Here is a 24,470-nt window from a genome sequence, read left to right on the forward strand (position 1 = left end):
ATTATCGCCCTGTTTAAACCTTAATGTAAAAAATACAGTCCTAAAAAGCATAAATTCAGATTTAGATTTTACATTTGCACATTATTTAGAATTAAACTTAATAACGATATGAAAGTATTTGCCTCTCTTTGCATGGCTTTTTTGATGATTGGCGGACAGCCTCTTACCAAAGGCCCTAAAAAAAACAACCAGCAGCTGTATGTTTCGCATTACGAAAATGTATTGGGAACATCTTTAGAATTTAAGATGACCAGCACTTCGGAAGCTGAAGCCGAAAAGGCAGAAGTGGCTGCTTTAGCCGAAATCAACCGCCTTTCGGCTATTTTTAGTGCCTACGATACAAATAGCGAGTTCAGTCAGTGGATGAAACAGGACTTGAACAAGCCCGTAAAAGTTTCAAAAGAGCTTTTTGACATGTTGAATCTGTTTGCCGACTGGAAATCGCGTACCAACGGGGCCCTTGATGCTTCGGCGGCTGTAGCTGGCAAATTGTGGAGCGATGCGGCTAAAAAACAGCAGTTGCCTAGCAAAGCCGAAATCGGCGCGGCGGTGGCGGCCATGCAACAGGCTCATTATACACTTGATGCCAAAAACCTAACGGCCACACGGTTGAGCAATGTGCCTTTAGTGATGAATACCTTTGCCAAAAGCTACATCATTAATTTGGCTTGCGATGCCGCCCTGGCTGGAGCCAAAGTTGATGCCGTTGTGGTAAACATTGGTGGCGATTTGGTAATTAAAGGCGATGTAAAAGACCATGTAAATGTAACCAATCCCTTGGCCAACGCCGAAAACGACGCCCCTTTAGCCCATTTGTTGGTTAGCAACAGGGCCGTAGCTACCAGTGGTAATTACCGCAGAGGCGAGCAGATTGGCAAGCACTGGTACTCGCATATTGTTGACCCGCGTACAGGCAAACCGGTTGAAGGCGTAATCAGCGCTACCGTTATCGCGCCTAACGCAACAGATGCCGGGGCCTTGGCAACCGCATTTAACGTGTTGTCGGTTAAAGAAAGCGAGGCCTTGGCCAGAACCGTAAAGGATGCAGAGTATCTGATCATCACCAAAGATGGCAAACGCATAGAAAGCGAGGGTTGGGCTGCTTTGGTTGATCCAACGGTTAAAGCAAGCAAAACCAATAACGTAACTCCGGTTGCTTATGGAAAAGACAAGCCATGGGACCCTAATTACGAATTGGCCATCAATTTCGAGTTTAATGCCATCCAAGGCAACAGCCATAGGCCATTTGCCGCTATTTGGGTTGAGAATGAGAAAAAAGAGGCGGTTCGCAATTTGGCTTTATGGTATAACAAAACCAAATGGGTACCCGATTTAAAAAACTGGTACCGCATCAATGGCGAAAGCTTTAAAGCCGACAAGGCCAATTTTGCTTCGGTAACCGGAGCAACCCGTTCTCCAGGCAAATACACCATTAAATGGGACGGTAAAGACGACAAAGGCAACTATGTAGCGCAAGGCAAGTACACCATCATTATCGAAACCTCTAAAGAACACGGTACAGACGAGATCCTTCGTCAGCCAATGGAATTAAAGAAAGCCGCCAAGAAAGCCACGGCAGAAGGCAATGTTGAAATCTCAAACGTAACTTTTGACTTCTACAAAAAATAATCCAACGCCAAGGGCGCTGACTTCCAAGAAGACGGTTGCCCAAAAATCGGGAAAAAGTGCAAAAAAGGATGTAGCCAAGCTTTCGCGCTGGCTGCATATCTACCTTTCGATGGTCAGTTTTGCCATCGTGCTTTTCTTTGCCGTAACTGGTTTAACGCTGAACCACCCCAGTTGGCTTGGTGGCGATAAGCAAATTGAAAGCAAGCTGAAAGGTAAACTGGATGCAAAATGGGTCAATAACCCTGATACCAACAAGGTGGCCAAGCTCGAAATCGTAGAGTGGATGCGCAACAAACACCAGGTAAAAGGTGCAGTAAGCGAATTCAGGATCGACGATTCGGAGGTAACGGTTACGTTTAAGGGCCCGGCTTATTCGGCCGATGCCTTTATTGACCGTGAAAAGGGCACTTACGAGCTTTCAGAAATCAAGATGGGCATCGTGGCCATTATGAACGACTTGCACAAAGGCCGTGACTCGGGAACGGGCTGGGGCTGGGTAATCGATATTTCGGCGGTTTTTTTAACGCTGGTTTCGTTAACCGGACTTATCCTGATGCTGTTCTTGAAAAAGAAACGGGTTTCTGGCCTGGTTTCGGCCATCATTGGCCTGTTGTTGTGCTACCTGCTTTATGTTTGGCTGGTGCCTTAAGAGGCTGAAGGCTGAAAGTAAGAAGGCCAAAGGGCTTGAGCGACTTGCGAGGTATTCAAAACTTCGCAAGTCCTTTTTGTTTTAAGGCCTTTTGGCCAAGTACTCGTCTTCTTTGGCCGTCATTAATGTTTTGGCGGCTTTTGTTTTGTCTTTATAGCCCAAAAGATGCAAAGTTCCGTGTATCATTACCCGGCAAAGCTCATCCACTACATTGGCGTTAAAAGCCGATGCATTTTCGCGGATTCGTTCCAAGCTGATGAAGATGTCGCCAACAATCGTTTTTAAGGCCTCTGAGTTGTCGAAAGTAATCACGTCGGTATAATCGTCATGCCGAAGGTAATCTTGGTTTATACGCAGCAAATACGCGTCAGAACACAAAATAAAATTGAGCTCCTCCAATTGATAGCCTTCTTTCACAATAGTGGCTTCGATCCATTGCCTAATCAGGGTCTTCTGTTTAAGGGTATACGTGATGTCTTCGGTAAAGAAATTGATTTTTGCCATTTGCTCCTGTCTTGATGCTCGCCATTGCAAAATGAGCACTTTGCCCACTTCGGGATTGCATTGACGATAATTATTTCGGCGAATTTAGCAATTTAAAATATTCCGCAATCTTGTTTTTGTAGTAGTAGTTCAAGCTTGGCGGCAATTTTTGGATCAGTTCGGTTTCGCTTTGCTGCTGCTTTTTGAACTTGTCCATCATCTGTTTGTACGACGGCGGAAAATCCTTGCCAACATTGCTTTCCCGCTTCGAATCCTCATCCTGTTCGCGCTGCGCTTTTTGGGCATCGAGCAGTTTAACCGTCAGGTTCTTCTGCCTGTTCATGGTTTCTTCGGTTATTTGCTTATTTACCAAATCCGATTCGGTTTTTTTCATGTCCTGCACCATTTGGTTCAGATTGCCCATGCTGCCCTTGCCATCCTTGTTTTCTTCTTTGTTTATTTTTTGCAGGGCTTCCCTAATCATTTGCTGTTGTTGGGCCATGCGGGCATATTCTTCGCTTTGTTGGCCCTTGGGCACGGTACCCATATTGCCTTCGCGTTTCATTTTTTCGCGGGCATTCTGCATTCTCTTGTTCAGCTCGTCCTGCATTTGTTGCAGCTGTTGCATGCTTTGCTTGCCTTTGCCGCCAGATTTGCCGTTCTTTTTGGCATTTTGAAGCTGGTCTAAGGCTTCGTTAAGCATAAGCGCCAGGTTGTTGAGCGAAGTCATGGCAAACTGCTGCGAGCGATTGGCCTCGGGCGTACGCCTGTCGCCCAAATATTCGAGCGCCTTGCCGATGTTGAAGTTGATTTTGTCGACCTCGGCATTTACCACGCTTTCAATCTGCGGTACGCGCTTGCTGAGCGAATGCAAACTGTCGGCAATGGTTTTCATGTTGTCTTTAATCGTATTCTGCTGCTGTACATTGGTGGTGTACGAAGGATCGTTGCTATTCATCCGCCTCAAGGCCAGCATCACTTTTTCCTGTTCAAAAGAAGTGTTAAGCAAGTTTTCCAGCAGTTTACGCAATTCCTGGGCATTCACTTTCGATTCCTTTTCTTCGCCCTGTTGCTGGTCTTCTTTCATTTGCTGGGCCAGTTGCTGCATTTGCTCGGCCGCCTGTTTTTGGCTGTCGGAAGCTTTTTGGCGGTTGTTTTTGTTCAGTTGCTCTTGGCTGTCTTGTTGTTGCTGCTCAATCTGTTTGGTTTCCTTTTCGGGATTTTTAAAGTTGTTGGGCTTGTCGAGCTGCTCGTTTTTGGCGGCCAAGTCTTTCAGTTCTTTTTGCAGATCTTTAAAATCCTTATTCAATTGGTCTTGCTTGTCTTTAACATCGTTGAGCGAACTGTTTTTATCCTTGCTTTGCTGGCTCAGTTCCTTTTGGTCTTTGGCCATTTCGTTTAAGCGGTCTATTTTGTTCTGCAAGTTCTGCTCAAACTCCAGTTGCTTGTAAAGTTCCAAAATGCGGTCGAGCTCGTTTTTGAGGGTTTTGTTGTCCATTTGCATTTTCGAAAGCTCGTCACGGGTCAGGTCCTTGTTGTTCATTTCCATCAGCTGCTGCAGTTTTTGCAATAGTTCTTTGGTCTTCTCATCGAGCACGTTGTTGAAGAGGTTGTCTATCTGCTTTTGCTTTTCCTTCAGCTCTTCGTTCAAGGCATTATTTTCCTGTTTTTCGAAAGTGTTTTTCTGGTTCTGCTGCTTGATATCCTTTACGGCTTCCTCCAGTTGTTTTTGCTTGTCGAGCAATTGTTCGATCTGCTTTTTGTCTTCAAAAGAAAGCTGTTTTTTATCGAGCAGGTTCTGGCTCAGTTTTTTGCTGTCTTTTTCGATGGTATTGGCCAGCTTGATGGTCGATTCCATTTTTTGCTTGAGCGTTTCACTGCCTTTGGCCAGCTTTTCGGCCAGTTGTTGCTGGGTAGGCACCTGGTAGGTTTTGATCTCTGATTTGGAAACCTTTGCGCCGTTTACGCCGTCATTATCGGCAACTTCAAAGTGGTATTCGATAAGCTGCCCTGGTTTGGTGTTGCTATCGTTCAAATTCCACAGGTAGAAAAAGGCGTTTTCCGTTTGGTTGTTTTTGATGGTAATCGCTTTGCTTTGCTCGCTCACGGTTTTGCCATTTTCCTTAATGCTATATTTGAATTTAAGCGACGAAAAGCCATAATCGTCGGCAATGCTGCCCGAAAAATAAAGCGCCTTGCTGCTCAGCGAATCCGGGGTTTCGACAACCGAAATGCTCGGAAACTGATCGGCAATTACGTTGATTTGGTGACTAAGCGAATCGCTGTTGCTGACAAAGGCATTTTTGGGCACTACGCGGTAAGCGCTGTTTTTGCGGATTACCGAGGCAAAGTTGGCCGCATTATCGTTTACCTTGAGGTTAAAGACCTGGTTTTGCAACATAAAAGAAAGTTCGTCGCTGTTTTCGGTATGCAGCTGCCAAATCACTTTGGTGCCTTCGGGAATGAGCATGTCGCCTACATTGTTCAGGGTTTCGTTTTTGCGTTGCAGGTAGGCCGGATAAAGCAACTGGGCGCTCATTTGGAGCAATGATGGACGAGGCCTGACTTCGATCACGAAGGTAGCCGAGTTAAAACCACCGCCAAAAAAGCGCAAAGATTTGTTTTTTTGCAGGTTTTTAAAGGTATAGCTGAAATGGCTGATGTTTTCTTTTTCCAGTTTATAGGTATTGGGCCCGTCTTCGATGTAAACATCTTGCGGAAATTCGTCGCCTTTAAGCTCGAGCTGCACCTTAAAATCATCGCCTTGTGTAACGGTAAGGCTTTTGTTGGCCACTACAAAATCAAAAGGTGCTTTGGGCAAAATTTCCTGGTTGTAGCGGATAAAGCTATCGGTTCCTTCGCGCAGTACGGCCGGCGCAATGAGGCCGATGGCCATGATGATGCCCAAAGGAATCAGGATGTATTTGATGTGTCTTTTGTTTTCGCCCAGGTTAATGGCGCTGGCAAAGGGAATAGGCCTAAGGGTGTTTATCTTTTGGTCAATTCCGGCCAAGATCAATTGGCTTTGCTGTGGCGAAGTATCGGCGAGCGCCTTGAGTTGCAAAGTATTGAGCAGGCGGTCTTTTACGTTAAAAAAATGATTGCCAATCAGGCCGGCAGCCTGTTCCAAACTTAGGGTTTTGCCCAGCTTCAGGTAAGCCAGTGCCGGTTTCACAATCCAAAAGCCAATAATGGCCAAGGCAACCAGCACAAAAGAAAAGAAGAGCGCCGTTTTGGCACCAACACCAGGGTGGGCATAGTAAACCAACACAAACAGCATCAGGTAAAGCCCCAAAATGCTGGCCGCCGCATAAATGCTTCCACGCAAAAGCTGATTGAGGTAAAACTTGCGCGTAAACTCATTGATCTTGTCGATCAGCAGATCGTAGCTGGTGCCCATATCGTTGTTAACGAAAATTAAGGTAAAAAATGTGTGCTGGTTGGCCAATAATTGCCCTAATTTAATAGTTTTAAAATTGACAGGGATAAGTTAACAAAAAATCAATACAATTTTGGTCTCAAATCTCTACTTTTAGTCGATTAAACTACACAAATGAAACGATTTACAACTGTAATTTTGCTGAGCGCCATGATTTCAACACAGGCCATCGCCCAAAAGGCCATCACCAGCTGGAACAAAAACCAGGTAATTGCCCACCGCGGCGCCTGGAAGAAGAACGGCCTGCCCGAAAACTCTATCGCTTCGCTTAAAGAAGCCATCCGGATCCAATGTTTTGGTTCCGAGTTTGATGTGCACATGACTTTGGATAGCGTAATGGTTGTCAACCACGACCCTAATTTTTTGGGTATGCCCATTTCAAAATCTACTTATGCGCAATTGCTGAGCAAGAAGCTTTCCAACGGCGAATCAATCCCTACCTTGGAGAATTACCTCAAAGTGGGAATGGCCCAAAAGAAAACCAAGCTTATTCTAGAAATTAAACCACAGAATATGGGCAAAGAGCGCGATATGTTTTTGACCGAAAGCACCCTGCAGCTCATTAAAAAACTAAAAGCCGAAGTCTGGGTAGAGTACATCAGCTTTGGTTACGACATCTGCACCTACATTATCCAACACATGCCAAACGCCAAAGTTGCCTATTTAGCTGGCGAAGTAGCGCCTGAAAAGCTAAAAGCCGACGGCTTTGCCGGCTCTGATTATCACTATTCGGTTTTTCAGAAAAACAACTGGTTCGAGCCTTCCAAAAAACTCGGATTGACCATTAACGCCTGGACGGTAAATACGGTTCCTGAAATGGAATGGCTATTGGCCAATGAAGTGGATTACATTACCACCAACGAGCCAGAATTATTGTTCGAAACCATTAAAAAAACACCAGTAGCTAAGGGCTGGAAGTTAAAGTGGGCCGACGAGTTTAACGGCAAAGGATTACCCGATTCGCATAATTGGGGCTATGATGTAGGAGGTACCGGTTGGGGCAACAACGAAAAGCAATTTTATACCAAGGCTGATACCCTGAACGCCAATGTAGAAAAAGGGGCGTTGAATATTACTGCGCGCAAAGCCGATCAAGAGCAAATGAAGTTTACTTCGGCCAGGTTGGTGAGCAAAAACAAATTCGACGTGAAATACGGTCGCGTAGAAGTTCGCGCCATCTTGCCAAAAGGCAGAGGGATTTGGCCGGCCATTTGGATGCTGCCTACCGACTGGAAGTACGGAAACTGGCCAAAAAGTGGCGAAATCGACATCATGGAGCACGTAGGTTATGCGCCTGATACGGTGCACGGAACCGTACATACCGAAGCGTTTAACCATGTTAAAGGTACCCAGGTAGGCAAAGCGCTAAAAGTAAACGATATTTATACGCAGTACCATGTTTATGCCATCGAGTGGTTTGCCGACCGTATCGATTTCTTTATCGACGATCAGAAATACCTGACCTTTAAAAACAGTGGCAAGGGCATGGCCGATTGGCCTTTTGACCAGCAGTTCCACGTATTGCTCAATGTAGCGGTAGGAGGCAACTGGGGTGGCGCCAAGGGAATAGACGAATCTATTTTTCCGGCAAGCATGAAGATAGATTACGTGAGGGTTTACCAGCGGTAGAAAATAATCCAGCAATAAAAAAGCCCCGGCATTTGCCGGGGCTTTTTTGGTAAAATATGATAATAATTAGATTACTTTCACATTAACGGCGTTTAAGCCTTTTCTACCGTTTTCAACGTCGTATTGAACTTTGTCGTTTTCACGAATTTCGTCGATAAGGCCTGTTGAATGTACAAAGATTTCGCTATCGCCGTTTGCAGGGATAATAAAGCCGAAACCTTTAGTTACATTGAAAAATTTTACTGTTCCTTCTTGCATTGTATTGTAATTAAATGAGCTGCAAGGTACAGTTAAAAATCAACAAAACAAATGTTTGAGCAATATGGTCAAAAAATAGAACAGATTATTTCGCCAGTTTGCCCACCAGGTTAAGGGTAATTTCGCTAGAATGGGGTATGCCCAGCGTCGTTCCAGGGCTTATCTGGTAAAGATTGCGCACATAAACATCTAAAATGCCTTGGATCAGGCGCTTTCTTGGCTCGAGGTCTTCTTTCATCACGCCTTCTACGCGGTTAACCGTTAATTTGCCCTTGGTATCGACCACTACCGAGAAACGGTAGGCAAAGGCTTTATACGATTTCTCGATAACCAAACGGTATTCTGGGTAAAGGTAATCGTAAGAGAGCGTTCTGTTATTGAGCGGGTCTACATTGCTTATTTTTTCTACTGTAACATAAGGCCCTTTAGGCTTAAAGTCCACCGGTTGCCGGGCGGCGAATGCGGTTTCTGGATTGGCGGGATCTTTAGCGGCCTTTTCGGCCAGTGATTTGATAAAGAGCGTATCGGCCCTGGTAGGGCGCTGCAGTTCGCCAACTGTTGTATGCAGTTTGTTTTCGATATAATCGCGGGTATAATAGGTGCAGAAAACGTCGGAGCGCTCATCGTCGTCGCCGGCAATTACGCGTCCGTCAACCTGCAGTCGCTGTAAAACCAGGCTGTCTTTGGTAATGGTAATGGCCCTGAAAAATTCGCGGGCAAAGTTGTATACCTTGCCATGGTCAAATTGCAGATAAAAAGCTTCCATGCCTTTTTTTTCGGGACTGTAGGCTAGCATGGTATCGGGCGCCTTAAACTGGATAATCCAGGTGGGCTCCTGCTGAAAGCCGATTTTGTTAAAGGAAAGGCCGTTTTTAAAGCGTCGTTTTACCTCGTAGAACCGGATGCCGTTTACGTCGCTAAAGCCGAGCTCTTCGGTTTGCTGTCCGGACTTCGAACCGTCTGTAGCTTGCTTTTTCGAATCAGAATTGCAGGCCAGGAAAAACAGGGAACAAACAAAAGCGGGAACTAAAAGGTATTTCGACTTCATTTTAAAGGGCACCAGATTGTGGAGGCAAATATATCATAGTTTTGGGAAAGCCTTTCCCAACTAACGTAAAATACACCTAATAACTTATTTTTTAGGTTTAAGCATAATCACATTGGCTACTTTTCTTTCGCCCTCGTGGTCCCACTTTTTATTGTCGGAAGGGAAGTTTACAATGCCGTTTCCGGGCGCATCGGCCAACCACAAGGTAGTGGAACCGCCACCGTCGAGGTTGATGGCGCTGGTACAACCCAGCCATTTCATGACCTTGGTCAGCTCGAACAGGCTCATGCCGGCCGAATTTTCGTGGCGGCCATCTACGGTCAGGAGCAGCACGGTGCCGTCGGGCTTAAGGCCAATGGCGCTTCTGGGATGGCGCAAGCGGTTAAAGGCGGCGGTATCCAAACTTTCGTCAATTTGGTTAAGCCGCAAAAGCGGGCCACTGAGCATCACGTCGTTTTCGCTTAGCGTCTCTTCCCAGTTGCTTGTTCCATCCCATTTTTTTAAGCTGAGCCTGCCGTTTGCTATCACCACGGCGGCTTGCTGGTGACGGGCTCTTTTATTGCCTTTTTCCAAGCGGTTTGGGCTAATCACTTGCCCGTTAACCTTGATGAAATCTACAGACCCACCATTTTTTACGTCGAAAAAAGTACCGTTAATAGCGGCAATGGCTTGATTGGCTCTTCCAAACGTGGATGTGGTTTTAAGCTCTTTGGGCTCGCCGCCAAAGGCAAAAAGCGGGGCTCTTTTGCTGTTTTTTACCTCGACAAAAGAAAGCTGCTCGTTAGCCTGAAAAAGACTGTTTTGCTTAAAATAGAAGGTAAAGAGCCTGGTTTTGGGCGCAATGCGCTTTTTTTGCCACTTGGCTTTAACCAGGGTCAGCGAATCGGCGTTTTGGGCCAAGGCAACGTGGCCGAAGACAACAAAGGCCAGGGAAAATAGGAAGGATTTAAGCATGGTACTAAAATAAAAAAGCCCCGAAACTTTCGGGGCTTTGCTGGTATTATTTTTTCGGATCCAAAATGTCGTTAATTCTAACGGCCAGATCTTCGTAGTGTGCCTTGGTGTTGGCATCGCCGGCAACGCCGCGGGCTTTTGCGGTAGCCAATAAGGTTTTAAGCTCGGCTCTAACCAAAGGTCTGATATCGGTTACCGAAATGTTTACCGGGGTAAAGGTAAAGCCTGGAGGCAGGCCTTGCGGTGCAGGGGCATCAACCATTAAGCTTCCCAAACGATCGATATAGCCTCTTTGCAAATTGCGTTTAAAGGCATCTGGTCTGCCAGCAGCGAAAATAGTACCACGCAAATCGGTAAACAACTCAGGAATGGTATAAGCAGTAGCTCCGTTTTTGGCTTCGTTATCCAACATGCGCAGCAACCTCGACGAAGTGAAGATGTTGTTGATGGTACCGGTTTGTACGCCTTTGATGCGGGTTAGCATAGCACCATTATCGAATTTGTTCAATTGCTCGCTGTTGATGAGCCATAACGGCGTGGTAAACAATTGTTGGTTCAAGAAAGCAATGGCTTCTTTTTGCTTTGCTTTGTCTAGGTATTTGTAAACGGCACCAGCTTGGTCGTAGGTTTTGAAGTTTTCGTACAAGCCACCCACATTGTAGGTAACATGGCCCATGTAACGGTTATATTGGCCTACAATTTCGCCATAAATTTCGCTCAGGTTGCTAAAGTCTTTGCCTTTTTCGAAAGTCCATTTTTCTACGTTAGGCAAAATGCGTTTCAGGTTGGCAATACCATAGCCACTGGCTTTCATGGCGTTGTCGCCCAAGTCTTCGCTTTGGTCGCGCGGATCGTAGGCATTGCCTTGGCGGCCATAGAAATACATCGGATTACCTGCTTTTTCTTTGGTCCATACATCTAACTTGTCTTTTTCCTGTTGAGCGGTCAAGTTGCCAGGAAACCAAGTGTAGCCCCATTTAACAGCCCATTTATCGTATTCGCCGATGCCTGGGTACATTCTTACCACGCCATCGCCAGGTTGGGCCACGTAGTTGAAACGGGCATAGTCCATGATAGAAGGTGCAGTGGCATATTTATCGGTAAAGGCTTTTGAGCGCAGCGAATCAACCGGATAAGCGTAGCTCGAACCAAAGTTGTGCGGCAAGCCCAAAGTGTGGCCAATTTCGTGAGAAGACACGAAGCGGATCAATTCGCCCATTTGCGCATCGCTGAATTTGGCTTTGCGGGCTTCTGGATTGATGGCCGCGGTTTGTACGAAGAACCAGTTTCTCAACAAGCTCATGACGTTGTGGTACCAGCCGATGTGTGTCTCTAAAATCTGTCCGGTGCGTGGGTCTGCAACATGCGGACCGTAGGCATTCTGAATATCAGAAGCGAAATAACGCACTACCGAGTAACGCGAATCGTCTACGCTAAATTCAGGATCTTGCTGAGGCGTTGGCGCTTCCTTGCCAATAATGGCATTTTTAAAGCCCGCGGCCTCAAAAGCTTTTTGCCAATCGTTAATACCCGCAATCAGGTATGGCACCCATTTTTTAGGCGTAGCCGGATCGATGTAGATCACAATCGGCTTAACTGGTTCAACCAGTTCGCCACGTTTGTAGGCCACGGTATCTTTAGGCACCAAATTCCAGCGGTGGATATAAGCGGTACGTTCTGACTTTTGGGCGTCGGTACCGAAATCAATCTGCGACTGGCCAAAGAACCCTACGCGGGCATCCATAAAGCGAGGCTTAACCGGTGTTTTTGGCAACAATAACATCGAGGTGTTGAACTCGAAGGTAACTGCACCAATGCTGTTGTCGATTGGCGATTCGGCCGAACGGTAGGTTTTGGCCGTTCCCACTTCAATGTTCAACGGATAGGTTTTGATGGTGTCGATATAAGAACGGGTATTGTCGTAAACCGTGGTTTTGTAGGCTTTTCTCAAGGCATCGCTGGCGCCGATGGCCAAAATATCACCATTGTAGAAATCGGTTACGTCAATAACCACGCCTGTAGTGTCTTTGTTATAGGCTTTGATATCGAAAGAAGCCAGGATGGTAGAAAGATTCGAATTTTTAACCGACTGGTACATGTCGGTATTTTCTTCGGCCCTGATGGCATAACTCGGTACGCGGATAAAAATCTGCTTGCCGCGACGTTCCCATTGCCAAACTTGTTCGTTCAGTTGTTCGCCGCCATATTGCTGGTTGCCAACTTTAACGCCTGCAGGTACTTTGGCCAAGCGGGTTACCACGAGCATTTCGCGGTTTAAAATCGAATCAGGGATTTCAAAATACCATTTATCGTCTAAACGGTGCGTTTTAAATAAGCCGCTTTTGGTTTTGGCCTTAGCCGTAATAACCTCGGCAAAAGGCTTGATACCCTCTTTTTTAGGGGGAGCCGCAGGTGTTGTTGCGGCCGGTGCTGCGGTAGATGGAGGTGTAGTGGTTTTCTTTTGCTGCGCAAAGCTGGCGGTGCTGCCCAATGCGCATAAAAAAAACAAACTAGCTGCCGCTAATAAGTTTTGGTTTTTGATCATGTTTTATAAAAAGTTAGTTTGGTGATAAAAGGCTAAAATAGAATTGTGTCCTTGCAAAGGAAATCGTGAAAGGCGAATGTTACACTACGATGACAAAACTAAATCCTTCGTTTCAGTCGGAGCAATTTGATGAGGTTTCGGTTGTTGCGCACAATCTCTACCAAAATGGTACGGCCGTCGTCAGACTTGAAGAGCTTCGAAATATCTTCCAGCGAATACTCCTGGATAAAGCGCATATTCAGCGAAACAATTTCGTCCTGCTCTAAAAACCCAGCCTTTTCTGCAGGAGATCCGGGTTCGATGCGGCCTATAAAAACATGCTTTTTGTTGTTGGGGTCCATGTATACCTCAATGCCCGACATGTCGTGTTCGAAAGGAGTGCTGTAGTTGGAGTTGGGTTTGAGGTACATCGAAAGGTTGGGATAATCGAAAATCACGGTGAAGCGTTTGAGCACTTCGGCCCCCAAATTGCCGTCGTTTTTGTCGTAGCCCACCTGTTTGGCCAAAGCTTCGTAGGCCGGAAAGCCCGAAAGGATGTTTTTAAAGGAATATTTGCCTAGGGTTAGCGAGGAGAGCCGCCCCATGCTGCCATTGATCACCCCGCTTAAGCCCACTCCCAAATTGGCCGAAATGGTGTCTTTGGGTATCGGAAAGGGTTTGCCCGCCAAGGCATACATCGATAAGGGATGGCTGGCGCCACAGTCAATAATAAGTTTTACCCTAAATGGCCGTTTGTGCGCATCTTCCAGATCGGCAAAAAGATAAGGCCGGTTGTTCTCGATGAATATCGGAATTTGATGTCCTCTTTTCTTCACTTTTGCGCTGGGTAGCGAAAAGCTAAGCCTGCTGGTGCTGTAGTTTATCTTGACCACAAAGCTGTTGAAAAACGGATAGCCGATCAAACCATATATCTTTTGCCCCAAATAACTCGAAAGGTCAAAAATATCCTTCTTTAAAATGGCGGTTGGCACATGTGCGGCGCTGGCCTCCGAAATCTTTACGCCGACGTCGTTGGTTAAAAAAGCATCAATTTCTTCGCCCTGGCCAAAGCCATACACTTTAATGGTTCTGGGGTTTTTGATCCGTAAAGTATCCAATAACCCAGGATCCGTTATGATCAGCGAACCTACGCCCGTGTCGAGGATAAAATTGTAAGGGCCTTTGCCGTTGAGGTAGAGCGGCACTACAATCAGATTCTTGATTTGCTCAAAGGTTAAGGCGTCTTTTTTGCGCTTCCCTTCAAAAACAAAATTTTGGGCATAACAGGCATCTGCCAACAAGGTTTGCAGTACAATTGAGCCAAAAAAAGCAAATAGTAGGTATATTTTTATTGCCCGATGCCAATATTTCATAAAACTAAATTAATAAATTAGGACGCACATTTTTGCTATAGCCCAATACTTAATGGAAAAAACCAGTTTAAAGCTGCTTACCTGCCTCTTGTTCTTTTTTGTTGCCTGCCAATTGGCCTGCACGCCAAACCGGATGATTTCAAGGAAAGTAAAAAAAGAATTCCAGCATTCCCAATTGATCAAAAAATACCAGGTGGGCTTTGCTTTGTACGATATAGATCAAAAAGAGCTGCTTTTTCAGCAAGATGCCGATAAGTATTTTACGCCAGCCTCCAATACCAAACTCTTTACTTTTTATGCGGGCCTGAAAATGGCTCCCGATTCCATTCCCTCGCTACGTTATGTAGAAAGGGGAGATTCGCTTATTTTTTGGGGAACCGGCGACCCTTCTTTCCTGCACTCGCAACTGAAAGGCACCAAGGCCTACAATTTTTTAAAAAACAGCAGCAAAAAACTGTTCTTCGCCCCGGGCAGGTATACCGGCAATTTTTACGGCAACGGCTGGCAATGGGACGATTACAACGAATATTACCAGGCCGAAATTAACGAATTGCCTCTGATGGATAACATGGTGCTGGTTAGCACAACGGCCAATGGCCAGATTAACATCACGCCCCAAATCTTTGCCAGCTGCTTCGCCGCAGACAGCGCAAGCCAGGCCAAGGCTTTTAAGGTAACCCGTGATTTTAACAGCAACCATTTCACCTATCCTAAAGTACCCATAACCACCAAAACGGCCCAGCAAGTGCCCTTTAAGGTGAGTACCGCAACCACGGTAAACCTTTTGGCCGATACGCTGCACAAGTATGTGGGCATCATCAACTTCAAGATGCCGGCCAATGCCCAAACCATCTACAACGTAAAAAGCGATTCGGTGTTTAAGCAAATGCTGCAGCCCAGCGATAACTTTATTGCCGAACAGCTGCTGCTTACCTATGCCAATCAGGTTGGCGAAGAACTGAATACGGCCAAAATCATTGCCTACATCGAACAGCACTATTTAACCAGCCTGCCAGATAAACCGAAATGGGTAGATGGTTCGGGCCTATCGAGAGGCAATTTGTTTACGCCCAGAGACATGGTGAAGCTATTGGAGCTTATTTATACCGAAGTAAACAACAAGGAAAGGCTCTTTGGCCTGTTGCCCGCAGGGGGCAAAACGGGAACCCTGAAAAATGCCTACCCCAAAACCGACAAGCCCTTTGTGTTTGGCAAAACCGGTAGTCTCTCAAACAACCACAACCAAAGCGGCTATGTGGTAACCCAAAAGGGCAGGGTACTTATTTTTTCTTTCATGAACAATAATTTTGTACAGCCAACGTCAGAGGTGAGGAACGAAATGGTACGGCTGATGACCTATATCCATGATAATTTTTAAGAACTGAAATGATGAAAAACCATTTACTGGGCCTATTGCTGCTGCTGGGGCTTGGTGCTTCGGCACAAGACCAGCTTATTTACCAGAGCAAGAACCTGCCCAAGGCGGATACGACCTGGGTGTTTAAGCCCAAAAATTACAAGCAACAGGATAAGTTTCCGGTTATTTTCCTGCTGCACGGCTATTCGGGCAATTACAAGCAGTGGAACAACATTATGGATGCCCAAAAATATGCCGACCAATACGGTTTTATCCTAATTTGTCCCGATGGCCTGTTCAGCAGCTGGTACCTCAATAGTCCGATAAAAAAAGACTGGCAGTTTGAAAGCTTCTTCTTCGACGAGCTGTATCCCGACATTCAAAAAAAGTATAAAACAGATACACAAAACGTCTTCATAACTGGCCTGAGCATGGGCGGGCATGGAGCCCTGCACCTGTTTATACGGCGGCCCGAATTGTTTGCAGGAGCAGGCAGTACCAGTGGGGGCATTAAATTATCAGATGGATTTGGTAAGTTTGGCTTGGGAGATTTACTGGGAAACCCGCCGGCAACAGACGAAGCTTGGAAAAAATATTCCGTTATCGACAATATCGGGCAACTAAAAGGCAATGCCAAGCCCATTATTTTCGATTGCGGCGCCAACGATTTTTTCTATGCCTCTAACAACGAGCTGAAGCAGAAGTGCGACAGCCTGAAGTTAAACGCCACCTACATTTCTCAGCCGGGAGCGCATAACAAGGCCTACTGGGCAAAATCTATCCGCCAGCAGTTTGAGTTTTTTAAGAACCAATTGAAGTAACCGCATGAAATTAAAAAATCTACTCCTCATTTGTTCCCTGGGCCTTTTGGCGTTCGGCGCCTGTAAGAAAAGCGATGATAGCACGCCTTCAAACCCCGACAACAATACTACGCCGGTAACCCCAACGCCCTATGTGCCCGACAACAGCTTCAAGATCGTGGCCTATATGCCGAGCTATAAAGACCCAGAAACGGTAGACATGAGCAAGTACAAGATGATTACCCATCTGTTCTACGCCTTTTTAGAAATCGATGCCATTGCCGATGGTACGTTAAAGCCGCTTTCGCAGCCCACACGCTTCGAAACAGTAATGCAGCGCGCCAGGGCCAACAACGTAAAAGTGGGCATCTCGGTTTCGGGCAGCAGCGCCAGCTTTGCTACCATGGCCAGTACGGCCACGGCAAGGACCAAGTTTGTAACCAACGTGGTTAATTTTGCCAAAAACAACAGCCTTAACGGGGTCGATATCGATTGGGAATACCCGAGCACCTCCGGTACTGCGCCATCGGCAGATAATTTTGTATTGCTCATGAAGGAGCTTTCTGCCGAGCTGCACAAAATCAACAAGTTTTTAAGTGCTGCGGTTACCCCGGCAGTATATTCCGGAGGAATTAGAGAAGGCATCAAGCCAGAGGTATTCCAATATGTAGACTTCTTCAACATCATGCAGTACGACGGAATCGGTTACGATACTTCAGATCCTTACCAGCACGCCTCGTACAAAATGAGCGTGGCCAGTTTAGACCAATACTTGAACGTAAAAGGCCTAGACAGGCTAAAAGCCGTTGTAGGCATTCCAACTTATGGCAAAAACGTGCAAAACGCGGCCAAGGGCTATCGCGATATCGAGGCTGCCGGGGTCGATGTAAACGGCAATGAGGGCAAGGTAGCTGGTGTCGATTATTATTTTAACGGCATCAATTTGGTAAAACAGAAAGCGCAGCTGGCCAAAGACCGCGCCAACGGCATCATGTTTTGGGAGTTTTCGTTCGATACGAACAATGCCAACTCTTTGATCAAAGCGGCCAACGACCAATTGGGAAGAAGCTATTAATGTCTAACCAACCAACGTTTAACCAGTTACAGGGCTCATTGGCGCCCAGGATAGCGGTTGCCGGAAAAAGCTATCTCTATTTTGGGGGCACGGCCTATTTGGGCATCCCGAAAAACGAAGCCTTTTTGCGCAGTTACATCAAAGGTCTTGAGCAATTTGGCCTGAACAACGGCACCAGCCGAAACAACAACATCCAGTTGGGCATTTACGACGAAGCCGAAAAACACCTGGCTAAAAAATTCGGCGCCGAAGCGGCCTTGGTGAGCTCGAGCGGCTACCTGGCCGCGCAGCTGGCGGTAAAGAACCTGAGCAGCTGGGGTACGGTTTGCTATGCGCCGGCCTGCCATCCGGCTTTGTGGCTGGCCGAAGAACCCCGAACGGCCGAAACCTCGTTTGGCGCCTGGGCCCAAACGCTAATCGAGACCATTAACCAGAGCGAACAGGAGCGTTGGGTGCTCATCAGCAACTCGATGAACAACCTCTTTCCGGAGATTTACGATTTTTCGTTTGTAGCGCAGATTGACCCACAAAAGCAAGTGCTGCTCATTGTTGATGATTCGCATGGCCTGGGGCTCAATAACAAGGGCCTGGGCGCTTTTTCGGCCCTGCCCACAGCCAAACACGTAGAAACGGTTGTGGTGGCATCTATGGCCAAGGCATTGGGCGTAGATGCGGGATTGGTTTTGGGGTCTGAAAAAACCATTGGTAAGCTGAAGCAGAGTAACGAATTTCTGGGGGCTTCGCCGCCTGCCGCCGCCGGGCTTTTTGCCCTGATGCAGGCCGACGCGCTTTATGCAGCGGAACTCGACAAGCTCCAAGTACTTGCTAAACGCATGGCCACGGCGCTGGCCGGTAAAAAAGGCTGGCATTTTATACCCGATTTTCCTGTTTTTTTCTGCAAAAATGCAGACCTTAGCCAACGGTTGCTGGCCAAGAACATCCTGATTTCCTCGTTTCCCTATCCCGATAAGGATGGCGAAATCATCAACAGGATCGTGCTGAGCAGCTGGCACAGCGAAACAGACCTAAAAGAATTGATAACCGCATTATAATTTTGAAGATGAGAACCCTTGTATTGGTATTTCTGGCGCTTTTGTTGGGACAACAGAACCTGAGCGCGCAAAAAACAGTGAAAGTATGGATTGTTAGGCATGCCGAAAAACTGACCGACAACCCGAAAGACAATGATCCGGATTTGTCGCCCGAAGGCAAGGTGCGTGCAGACGACCTTTTCAAGTACCTAAAGGGCCAGAAACTCGATTCGATTTTTACAACGGGCTACAAAAGAAGCAAACTAACCGCTTTTCAGTTGGCCGATAGGCAAGGCATTTCGCTTAAAACCTATAGCCCAAACTACCAGAAAGAACTGGCCAAGCAGCTGATGGCCAATGCCAAGGGCAAAAAAATACTGATTGTGGGCCATTCTAACACCGTGCTGGAGCTGATCGAGGCCTTTGGAGGCACCCGGCCGATAAAAGAACTTACCGATGATGATTACGACTATATCTTTTCGCTGACGGTTAAAGGCGATAAGGCCGATGTGAGCGTAGATCATTACGGAGCCGCGCATCATACCCAACAGGAGCCTGCCACTAAACCCAAATCATAACTCGTTGTAAACCCAGTCGGATTAGGGCCAACGCCTTGATTTCACCACCTAAGACGCCTTAGCCATTGTTTGAGCTGGTGTTGTTTTTTTGCGTTGGTTCTAGCTAAACATATTGTTCAATACTTAGCCGTTCTTAGGTGACTGAGGTGGTCAAAACCGTTACTTCAGTCGTTGTAAATTTGGCCTGATTGGAGCCAACGCCCTGGTTTCACCACCTAAGACACCTTAGTGAAGCCTTCTATTGCTCAAGTCTTAGCTGTTCTTAGGTGTCTAAGGCGGTCAAAACTTTGGGTGTTTAGGGGCTTAATCGCTTCATCGCGTATCCTCGATGTGGCGCCGCGTACCTTCAAAATCGCACTGCGGACACTCGATAAGGTGTTGCGTACTCTCTGCATGGCATTGTTTGCACGCAATTGCACGCTGCGGGTTGACAAAACGTCTTTGCGGGTACGCAACAACACGCGGCGTACCCGCAGCGTTTCTTTGAGGCATCGCAATGGAGCTTTGTCGGTACTCGGAGCTGCTTAGTTTGGACTTAAAATCGCGTTTTCAGGTCAAAAAAGCCTTTTTCATGATTTTAATAGTGAATCTTGTGTGCCGGTGCCTTAAAAGGGGCTGGGTGCGCATTTAAAATGCTCTATCTTTTTACATTTTAGGCCTGGCTAAACGGATACAAAGTATTATTTGTATTTTCAATTATCCCTTTTGATTTTATTCAAGATCTATGGCTGGGCTTTACCTCGCGTCCCTAGGGTTGCTGACCTGCCTTTTTTAGCTGTTTTAAAAACGATATGTTTTAATGGATAAAAAGCGTCATCCCTAAACAACCGGCGCAAGGTGTTGTAAAAGCTTGCCGTTTTATGTTTTTACGTGGTAAAAAAACAGCCAGACCCATAAATCAATCAAATGAAAAACCTAACATTGCTCAGCAAAGCCGAGCTTAAAAACGCAACGGGTGGCGGATGCCCTGCCTGGGCACAGGCCAAATGCCTACAGGAAGCAGCAAGCCTTGAACCTACCGGCGATGCCAATGCCGACGTGATCCAGATGGACGTATACTATGATTTGTGCATAAAGTATTATGACGAAAACCCTGCCTAATATTGGTTTAACCATAATGATGGTATTTGCTACGGCCTGTAGCCTGTATGGCCAGGCTACAGGCTGTACGATTGCCGGAACGGTAAACAAGAGCCTGCCATACAAATATGCCTACCTGTACAATTCAAAAAAGAACATCATGCTAAAAGCGCCTGTAGTGCTTAGCCATTTCAGGTTTAACGCCGTAAGATACGAGGAGCTGACCTTAGCCAGCCTGTTTTTTGGCATGGATTCTTTAATGAATTATAACACCCTGCTCGAAAAAAAAGCCGAAAGAATATTTGACGAAAAGATTTTAGCCATAGAGGATTCGGTTAATGTTTATGTGGCTACCGAAAACATGAAAGAAGCTGTTGTAACGGGCGGTCCTTTAAACAAGGCCCTTAACGACATGTACCTTGCCAATAGCAAAAGAAACTATGGCGAGTTCTTTTTAAAATACCCCGATTCGCCTGTTTCGCTGCTATACCTCAGGGTTTTAATCAACATTAGCAAAACCAGCATGGGCGCAGGTATAGATTGTGCTTCGTATTACAATAGCTTATCTAACCGATTGAAGAATTCTGAGGAAGGAAAAGCCATAGCAAACAAACTATGAGGATATTAGGGATCTCATTATTTAAGTCTAAAAAGCTTGTTTTTGCATTGCATGAGGCTTTTATGTTTTTGGCTTTAAGGATGCTAGGCTCTACATGGTTAATGAATAGGCGGTTGCCTATATCAAATAACGAGAAAGTTTGGACAAAAGTAGTGGTTAATAAGATAATTATTTAATGCTCAGTTGATCTAAGTAAAAACCCCGGAATATATCTATTATATGATTTCCACGTTTAGATATTCAAAATCAATCTTTAGGTTTTCTTTTAGAAAGTTAATATATTTTTCATCATTGGCTGTAGCAGGATACTGACCTACAACAATATGGTTTTTTTTCCTCTTGTCTTCATCATTGGACGAATATAATAGGACTTGTCCTAGTGCTTCCTTTATACATTGTGATGCGTAAGGAGAGGATTTAACTTCGTAAAACGAAATAAAATCCGGTTGGATTAGCTTTACATCGACATGATTTTCTTCCAACAGGACATTTTCCTCTCCAAATTGCTCTATTAATTGAGCTTTAAGTGCTTCCTGAATTTTATTATGTCGTTGTTCTGCGATGTAAGAACGGGTTACGGTTCTCACCTGTGGAGCTATGTCTTTTGTTCCTGTTGCTCGTCTTTTTGTTCTTGGTATTCGCGTGCTTGTGTTCGCGATAATTTCTTTTCTTTCCTTCCTGTCCCCAAACTGGTCATAAAGCTTTCGCATAAAAGCATACACATCCAAGTGCGCGGGCTTATTCATCATCATTAATGTCTGTATTTCCGAGATAGTAGTGCTCTTGCCTACCTGCAAACCAAAATAATCTGCGATCTTAAATAAAACATCGCGTTTATAAATCGGGATGAGTCTTTCATTAGAATATAAAAAAGCTACTTTCCATTTAAATAGGTCAGGTAGACGTATATGATCGATCTGGTCAAAACCGCCAATTTCAGAGAGCTTTATGACTTTAATGATGTCTCTTTTTACGTTGTCAAAAGCAGTTTTTCTGTCGTTACCATAAGCTTTTAACCAAGAGTATTTTTCATCGTTTTTATAATTTTTTGGGGTTTTAGCAGAATTTGTCCTTTCGTAAATCCCAAACTTAATTGATGTTAGACCCTTTATGCTTCCCAACATCCTTGTTCTAGTTTCAACCCATTGGCAAAAGGTGTCCTTGTTATTAACGCCTACATACTCTTGCAGAGTTAGAGCTTCTAATTTATCGATTGGCCAGCGGTTTAGAAATTCATCAAGAAGTTCTTTAAGTTCGTTTATTGTTATGAATCTAATCAAGAGCTTTATAGTTGAGCGTTTGTTTTACTTAAATTCCAAGCTATATAAAACTTAAAAAGAATCCAAAAAAGCAAAGATTATGAACAAATAATTTCGGGTAATGCCCAGGTTATTAAGGGTAAGCAGATTGGGTTTGGCGAAACCAAACAGACGGCACCACGGTTGTGGCCGGTTGTGCACGCGGCTTAAAGCTGCTCAAACGGAATATCCATCAAATCATACTCCTGCCAGCCGTTAAAATCGAAATGCCACCATTCGTTGTAAATAACCTTAAAACCGTTGGCCTGCATGGTGGCAATCAAAAAATCGCGGTTTTTAATTACGTTGGCAGGCAGCTTCTGGTAGTGCGGGGCGGCTTCGGGCGCAAAGCTGTCGTAAGGGGTTGGCATGGGTACGTCTTTGCCAGTTTTCAGGTCTATGATGGTCAGGTCTACCGCGCAGCCGCGGTTATGCTTAGAGCCTTTGTTGGGGTTGGCCACAAAGTTCTTGTCGCTGGCCTTCTGGTAAAAGGCCATGGTAATGGCGTAGGGCCTGTAGCCGTCGAATATTTTTAAGCCATAGCCCTGTTTGTTGAGGATGGCCTGTATCTTTTTCAGTTGCTCAACCACGGGTTTGCGGGCAAAGGCGCGGGCCTGCTTGTACATTACCTGTTGCATGAAGTTGTTGGCAGTGGCATACCTGATATCGAGTACCACCGATGGGATGGCCTTCTTGATTTCGACCAGCTCGTTGTTGGGGTGGGCCTTTAAATCGGCCTTGTAGGTTTTGTAATTGCTTACAATGGCCAGGCCGTAGGGGTTTTGCGCATTCTTTTGGGCGCAGGAGCTTAAGCAGGCGGCCACCAGGGCCAGCGATAAAAGTCGTTTCATAATTATTGATTGGCCACCACAAGCAGTTCCAGATCCTTGAACGGCAAATTATACATATTGGCCAGGTCTTTATTGGTTAAATGGCCCTGGTAGCAGTACAGCGCTTCGCGGATGCCGGGCCTGTTCCAGGCCATGTTCATCAGGCCGCCCATTTCGCCAATATCGATCAAAATAGGGGCAAAGATATTGGTTAGGGCATAAGATGCCGTGCGGGGCACCCTCGAGGCAATATTGGGCACGCAGTAATGGATCACGTCGTGTTTGATAAAAACCGGGTCTTTGTGGTTGGTTACTTCCGAGGTTTCGAAACAGCCACCTTGGTCAATGCTCACATCTACCACCACCGAATGGGGTTTCATGCGGCTAACGGTTTCTTCCATCACCAAGCAGGGGCTGCGGCCGTGCTGCGAACGGATGGCGCCAATTACCACATCGCAGGTAGTAATGGCCTTGGCCAGCACAATGGGTTGCATAACCGAGGTAAAAACGCGGCTGCCCAGGTTGTTCTGCAAACGGCGGAGCTTAAATATCGAACTGTCAAAAACCTTCACCTCTGCACCCAGCGAAAGCGCCGTGCGCGCGGCATATTCGCCAACGGTTCCGGCACCCAAAATCACGATCTCGGTAGGTGGTACACCCGTAAAGCCGCCCAGCATCAGGCCCTTGCCGCCAAATGCCGAACTCAGGTACTCTGCGGCGATGAAAATAGAAGCCGACCCTACAATTTCGCCCATGGCGCGCACCACGCTCAGCACATTGCCTTCGTCGCGCAGGTTTTCGAAGCAAAGCGCATTGATTTTTTTATGGAGGATGGCCTTGAGATTGGCCTCTTTAAGCGTGCCGATCTGCAGGGCCGAAATCAAGGTCTGGCCTTTGTGCATCAACCCGATTTCTTCTAAAGTAGGCGGGGCTATTTTAACGATGATGTCGGCCGCGTACACGTCTTTCTTGCTGAACGAAATCTGTGCGCCCTGTTCGCTATAATCCTTGTCGGTAAAGTTGGCGCCGTTGCCGGCTCCCGATTCGATAACCACCCGGTGCCCATTGTTTACCAAAAGAGCTACCGATAAGGGCGTAAGCGCTATCCTGCACTCTTGAAAGGAAATTTCTTTGGGGATACCGATGTATAAACTGTTGCTCTTCTTGTTGGTTTCTAACATTGACTCCTGGGGCTGCATCAAGCCTCTTTGGGCTATGGCAGCCATGCCTTCACGTAATCCTGTAGCCATGATAAGTTGGGTAGTTTTTTATTTAGGTGCTTGAAGTTACGCAAAATCTGCGAATAGCTCACAATGAAATACATAGAAAAGAGTTACCCCTGACAAAACCGGCAATGGTTTTAGGCGCCTATGCGCTCCAAATCGAAGTGGCGCTGCTCGCTGCCCGTAATGGAGATGGCCACCTTGATGTAACGATCGGGCAAAAGCTCGGCTACTTTTTGTGGCCATTCTACCAAGCAATAGCTGCCGCTGTAAAAGTACTCTTCGTAGCCGATGTCGAAAGCCTCTTGCAGGTTTTTTAGGCGGTAAAAATCGAAATGGTAAACCGGCCCGGCAGGGCTTTCGTATTCGTTAACGATAGAAAATGTAGGGCTGCTCACCACATCGGTTATGCCCAGGGCCTGGCAAAGCGATTTGATGAAAGTGGTTTTGCCTGCGGCCATATCGCCTTCAAAAACAAAAAAACGCTCGCCATTGGCAAAACCGAGCAATTGCTCGGCTACGATGCCCAATTCGTTAATGCTATCGATGGTAATGGAAGTGTTCATGCAGCAAAGATAATATTACCGCCTCAG

Annotated in this window: 21 protein-coding genes; 10 read left to right on the forward strand and 11 right to left on the reverse strand. The window is 46.1% G+C overall.

Annotated features, from left to right (window positions below):
• Window positions 1-108 precede the first annotated feature (108 nt).
• Both AC6H1S_RS18735 and AC6H1S_RS18740 read left to right on the forward strand, forming a co-directional pair.
• Entirely contained in the window at window positions 109-1,629 is a 1,521-nt protein-coding gene (locus tag AC6H1S_RS18735; RefSeq protein WP_497564599.1) for a DUF2271 domain-containing protein, read from the forward strand.
• Window positions 1,610-2,278: a PepSY-associated TM helix domain-containing protein gene (locus tag AC6H1S_RS18740; RefSeq protein WP_497564600.1), complete on the forward strand. Its 669-nt coding sequence runs from the start codon at window positions 1,610-1,612 to the stop codon at window positions 2,276-2,278. The genes AC6H1S_RS18735 and AC6H1S_RS18740 overlap by 20 nt, the downstream gene beginning before the upstream one ends.
• 81 nt (window positions 2,279-2,359) lie before the next feature.
• Here AC6H1S_RS18740 and ybeY read toward each other — a convergent pair whose 3' ends face one another.
• Both ybeY and AC6H1S_RS18750 read right to left on the reverse strand, forming a co-directional pair.
• On the reverse strand, window positions 2,360-2,782 hold the full coding sequence (gene ybeY / locus AC6H1S_RS18745; protein ID WP_497564601.1) for an rRNA maturation RNase YbeY: 423 nt from the start codon (window positions 2,780-2,782) through the stop codon (window positions 2,360-2,362).
• 70 nt (window positions 2,783-2,852) lie between these two features.
• Window positions 2,853-6,209, reverse strand: coding sequence for a coiled-coil domain-containing protein (locus AC6H1S_RS18750; protein WP_497564602.1), 3,357 nt, complete (start codon window positions 6,207-6,209; stop codon window positions 2,853-2,855).
• A gap of 105 nt (window positions 6,210-6,314) precedes the next feature.
• Between AC6H1S_RS18750 and AC6H1S_RS18755 the strand changes: the two genes are divergently transcribed.
• The gene (locus tag AC6H1S_RS18755) at window positions 6,315-7,829 is read left to right on the forward strand and encodes a family 16 glycosylhydrolase (RefSeq protein WP_497564603.1); all 1,515 of its coding nucleotides are present in this window, start codon (window positions 6,315-6,317) and stop codon (window positions 7,827-7,829) included.
• A 66-nt stretch (window positions 7,830-7,895) separates the two neighbouring features.
• Here the strand turns inward: AC6H1S_RS18755 and AC6H1S_RS18760 are convergent, their stop codons facing one another.
• The 5 genes from AC6H1S_RS18760 to AC6H1S_RS18780 form a co-directional block, all read right to left on the reverse strand.
• Complete coding sequence (locus AC6H1S_RS18760; RefSeq protein ID WP_199137337.1) at window positions 7,896-8,087, reverse strand: cold-shock protein; 192 nt, start codon at window positions 8,085-8,087, stop codon at window positions 7,896-7,898.
• A gap of 85 nt (window positions 8,088-8,172) precedes the next feature.
• A complete protein-coding gene (locus AC6H1S_RS18765) occupies window positions 8,173-9,135 on the reverse strand; it encodes a hypothetical protein (protein ID WP_199137335.1) in 963 nt (320 codons plus the stop codon).
• An 84-nt stretch (window positions 9,136-9,219) separates the two neighbouring features.
• Entirely contained in the window at window positions 9,220-10,089 is an 870-nt protein-coding gene (locus AC6H1S_RS18770; RefSeq protein ID WP_497564604.1) for a phosphodiester glycosidase family protein, read from the reverse strand.
• Window positions 10,090-10,135: 46 nt separating this feature from the next.
• Complete coding sequence (locus tag AC6H1S_RS18775) at window positions 10,136-12,634, reverse strand: zinc-dependent metalloprotease (RefSeq protein WP_497564605.1); 2,499 nt, start codon at window positions 12,632-12,634, stop codon at window positions 10,136-10,138.
• 98 nt (window positions 12,635-12,732) lie between these two features.
• On the reverse strand, window positions 12,733-13,986 hold the full coding sequence (locus AC6H1S_RS18780; protein ID WP_497564606.1) for a retropepsin-like aspartic protease: 1,254 nt from the start codon (window positions 13,984-13,986) through the stop codon (window positions 12,733-12,735).
• 52 nt (window positions 13,987-14,038) lie between these two features.
• Between AC6H1S_RS18780 and AC6H1S_RS18785 the strand changes: the two genes are divergently transcribed.
• The 7 genes from AC6H1S_RS18785 (at window position 14,039) to AC6H1S_RS18815 (ending at window position 20,526) form a co-directional block, all read left to right on the forward strand.
• Window positions 14,039-15,364: a D-alanyl-D-alanine carboxypeptidase/D-alanyl-D-alanine-endopeptidase gene (locus AC6H1S_RS18785; protein ID WP_497564607.1), complete on the forward strand. Its 1,326-nt coding sequence runs from the start codon at window positions 14,039-14,041 to the stop codon at window positions 15,362-15,364.
• An 11-nt stretch (window positions 15,365-15,375) separates the two neighbouring features.
• Window positions 15,376-16,164, forward strand: a complete 789-nt coding sequence (locus tag AC6H1S_RS18790; RefSeq protein WP_497564608.1) for an alpha/beta hydrolase — start codon at window positions 15,376-15,378, stop codon at window positions 16,162-16,164.
• A gap of 4 nt (window positions 16,165-16,168) precedes the next feature.
• Window positions 16,169-17,218: a glycosyl hydrolase family 18 protein gene (locus AC6H1S_RS18795; protein WP_497564609.1), complete on the forward strand. Its 1,050-nt coding sequence runs from the start codon at window positions 16,169-16,171 to the stop codon at window positions 17,216-17,218.
• Complete coding sequence (locus AC6H1S_RS18800; RefSeq protein ID WP_497564610.1) at window positions 17,218-18,270, forward strand: aminotransferase class I/II-fold pyridoxal phosphate-dependent enzyme; 1,053 nt, start codon at window positions 17,218-17,220, stop codon at window positions 18,268-18,270. Before AC6H1S_RS18795 ends, AC6H1S_RS18800 begins: the two co-directional genes overlap by 1 nt.
• Window positions 18,271-18,278: 8 nt before the next feature.
• Complete coding sequence (locus AC6H1S_RS18805) at window positions 18,279-18,827, forward strand: SixA phosphatase family protein (protein ID WP_497564611.1); 549 nt, start codon at window positions 18,279-18,281, stop codon at window positions 18,825-18,827.
• A gap of 906 nt (window positions 18,828-19,733) precedes the next feature.
• Complete coding sequence (locus AC6H1S_RS18810) at window positions 19,734-19,928, forward strand: hypothetical protein (RefSeq protein WP_497564612.1); 195 nt, start codon at window positions 19,734-19,736, stop codon at window positions 19,926-19,928.
• 16 nt (window positions 19,929-19,944) lie between these two features.
• Window positions 19,945-20,526 (forward strand): hypothetical protein, encoded by a 582-nt coding sequence (locus tag AC6H1S_RS18815; RefSeq protein ID WP_497564613.1) that lies wholly within the window; start codon window positions 19,945-19,947, stop codon window positions 20,524-20,526.
• Window positions 20,527-20,741: 215 nt separating this feature from the next.
• Here AC6H1S_RS18815 and AC6H1S_RS18820 read toward each other — a convergent pair whose 3' ends face one another.
• The 4 genes from AC6H1S_RS18820 to tsaE all read right to left on the reverse strand — a co-directional run bounded on the left by AC6H1S_RS18820 (window position 20,742) and on the right by tsaE (window position 24,443).
• Window positions 20,742-21,806 (reverse strand): hypothetical protein, encoded by a 1,065-nt coding sequence (locus AC6H1S_RS18820; protein ID WP_199137312.1) that lies wholly within the window; start codon window positions 21,804-21,806, stop codon window positions 20,742-20,744.
• A gap of 185 nt (window positions 21,807-21,991) precedes the next feature.
• On the reverse strand, window positions 21,992-22,675 hold the full coding sequence (locus tag AC6H1S_RS18825) for a M15 family metallopeptidase (protein WP_497564614.1): 684 nt from the start codon (window positions 22,673-22,675) through the stop codon (window positions 21,992-21,994).
• Window positions 22,676-22,677: 2 nt separating this feature from the next.
• The gene (locus tag AC6H1S_RS18830; RefSeq protein WP_199137308.1) at window positions 22,678-23,904 is read right to left on the reverse strand and encodes an alanine dehydrogenase; all 1,227 of its coding nucleotides are present in this window, start codon (window positions 23,902-23,904) and stop codon (window positions 22,678-22,680) included.
• 110 nt (window positions 23,905-24,014) lie between these two features.
• Window positions 24,015-24,443: a tRNA (adenosine(37)-N6)-threonylcarbamoyltransferase complex ATPase subunit type 1 TsaE gene (gene tsaE, locus AC6H1S_RS18835; protein ID WP_497564615.1), complete on the reverse strand. Its 429-nt coding sequence runs from the start codon at window positions 24,441-24,443 to the stop codon at window positions 24,015-24,017.
• Window positions 24,444-24,470 lie beyond the last annotated feature (27 nt).

It is taken from the genome of Pedobacter sp. TM02 (genome assembly GCF_059705275.1).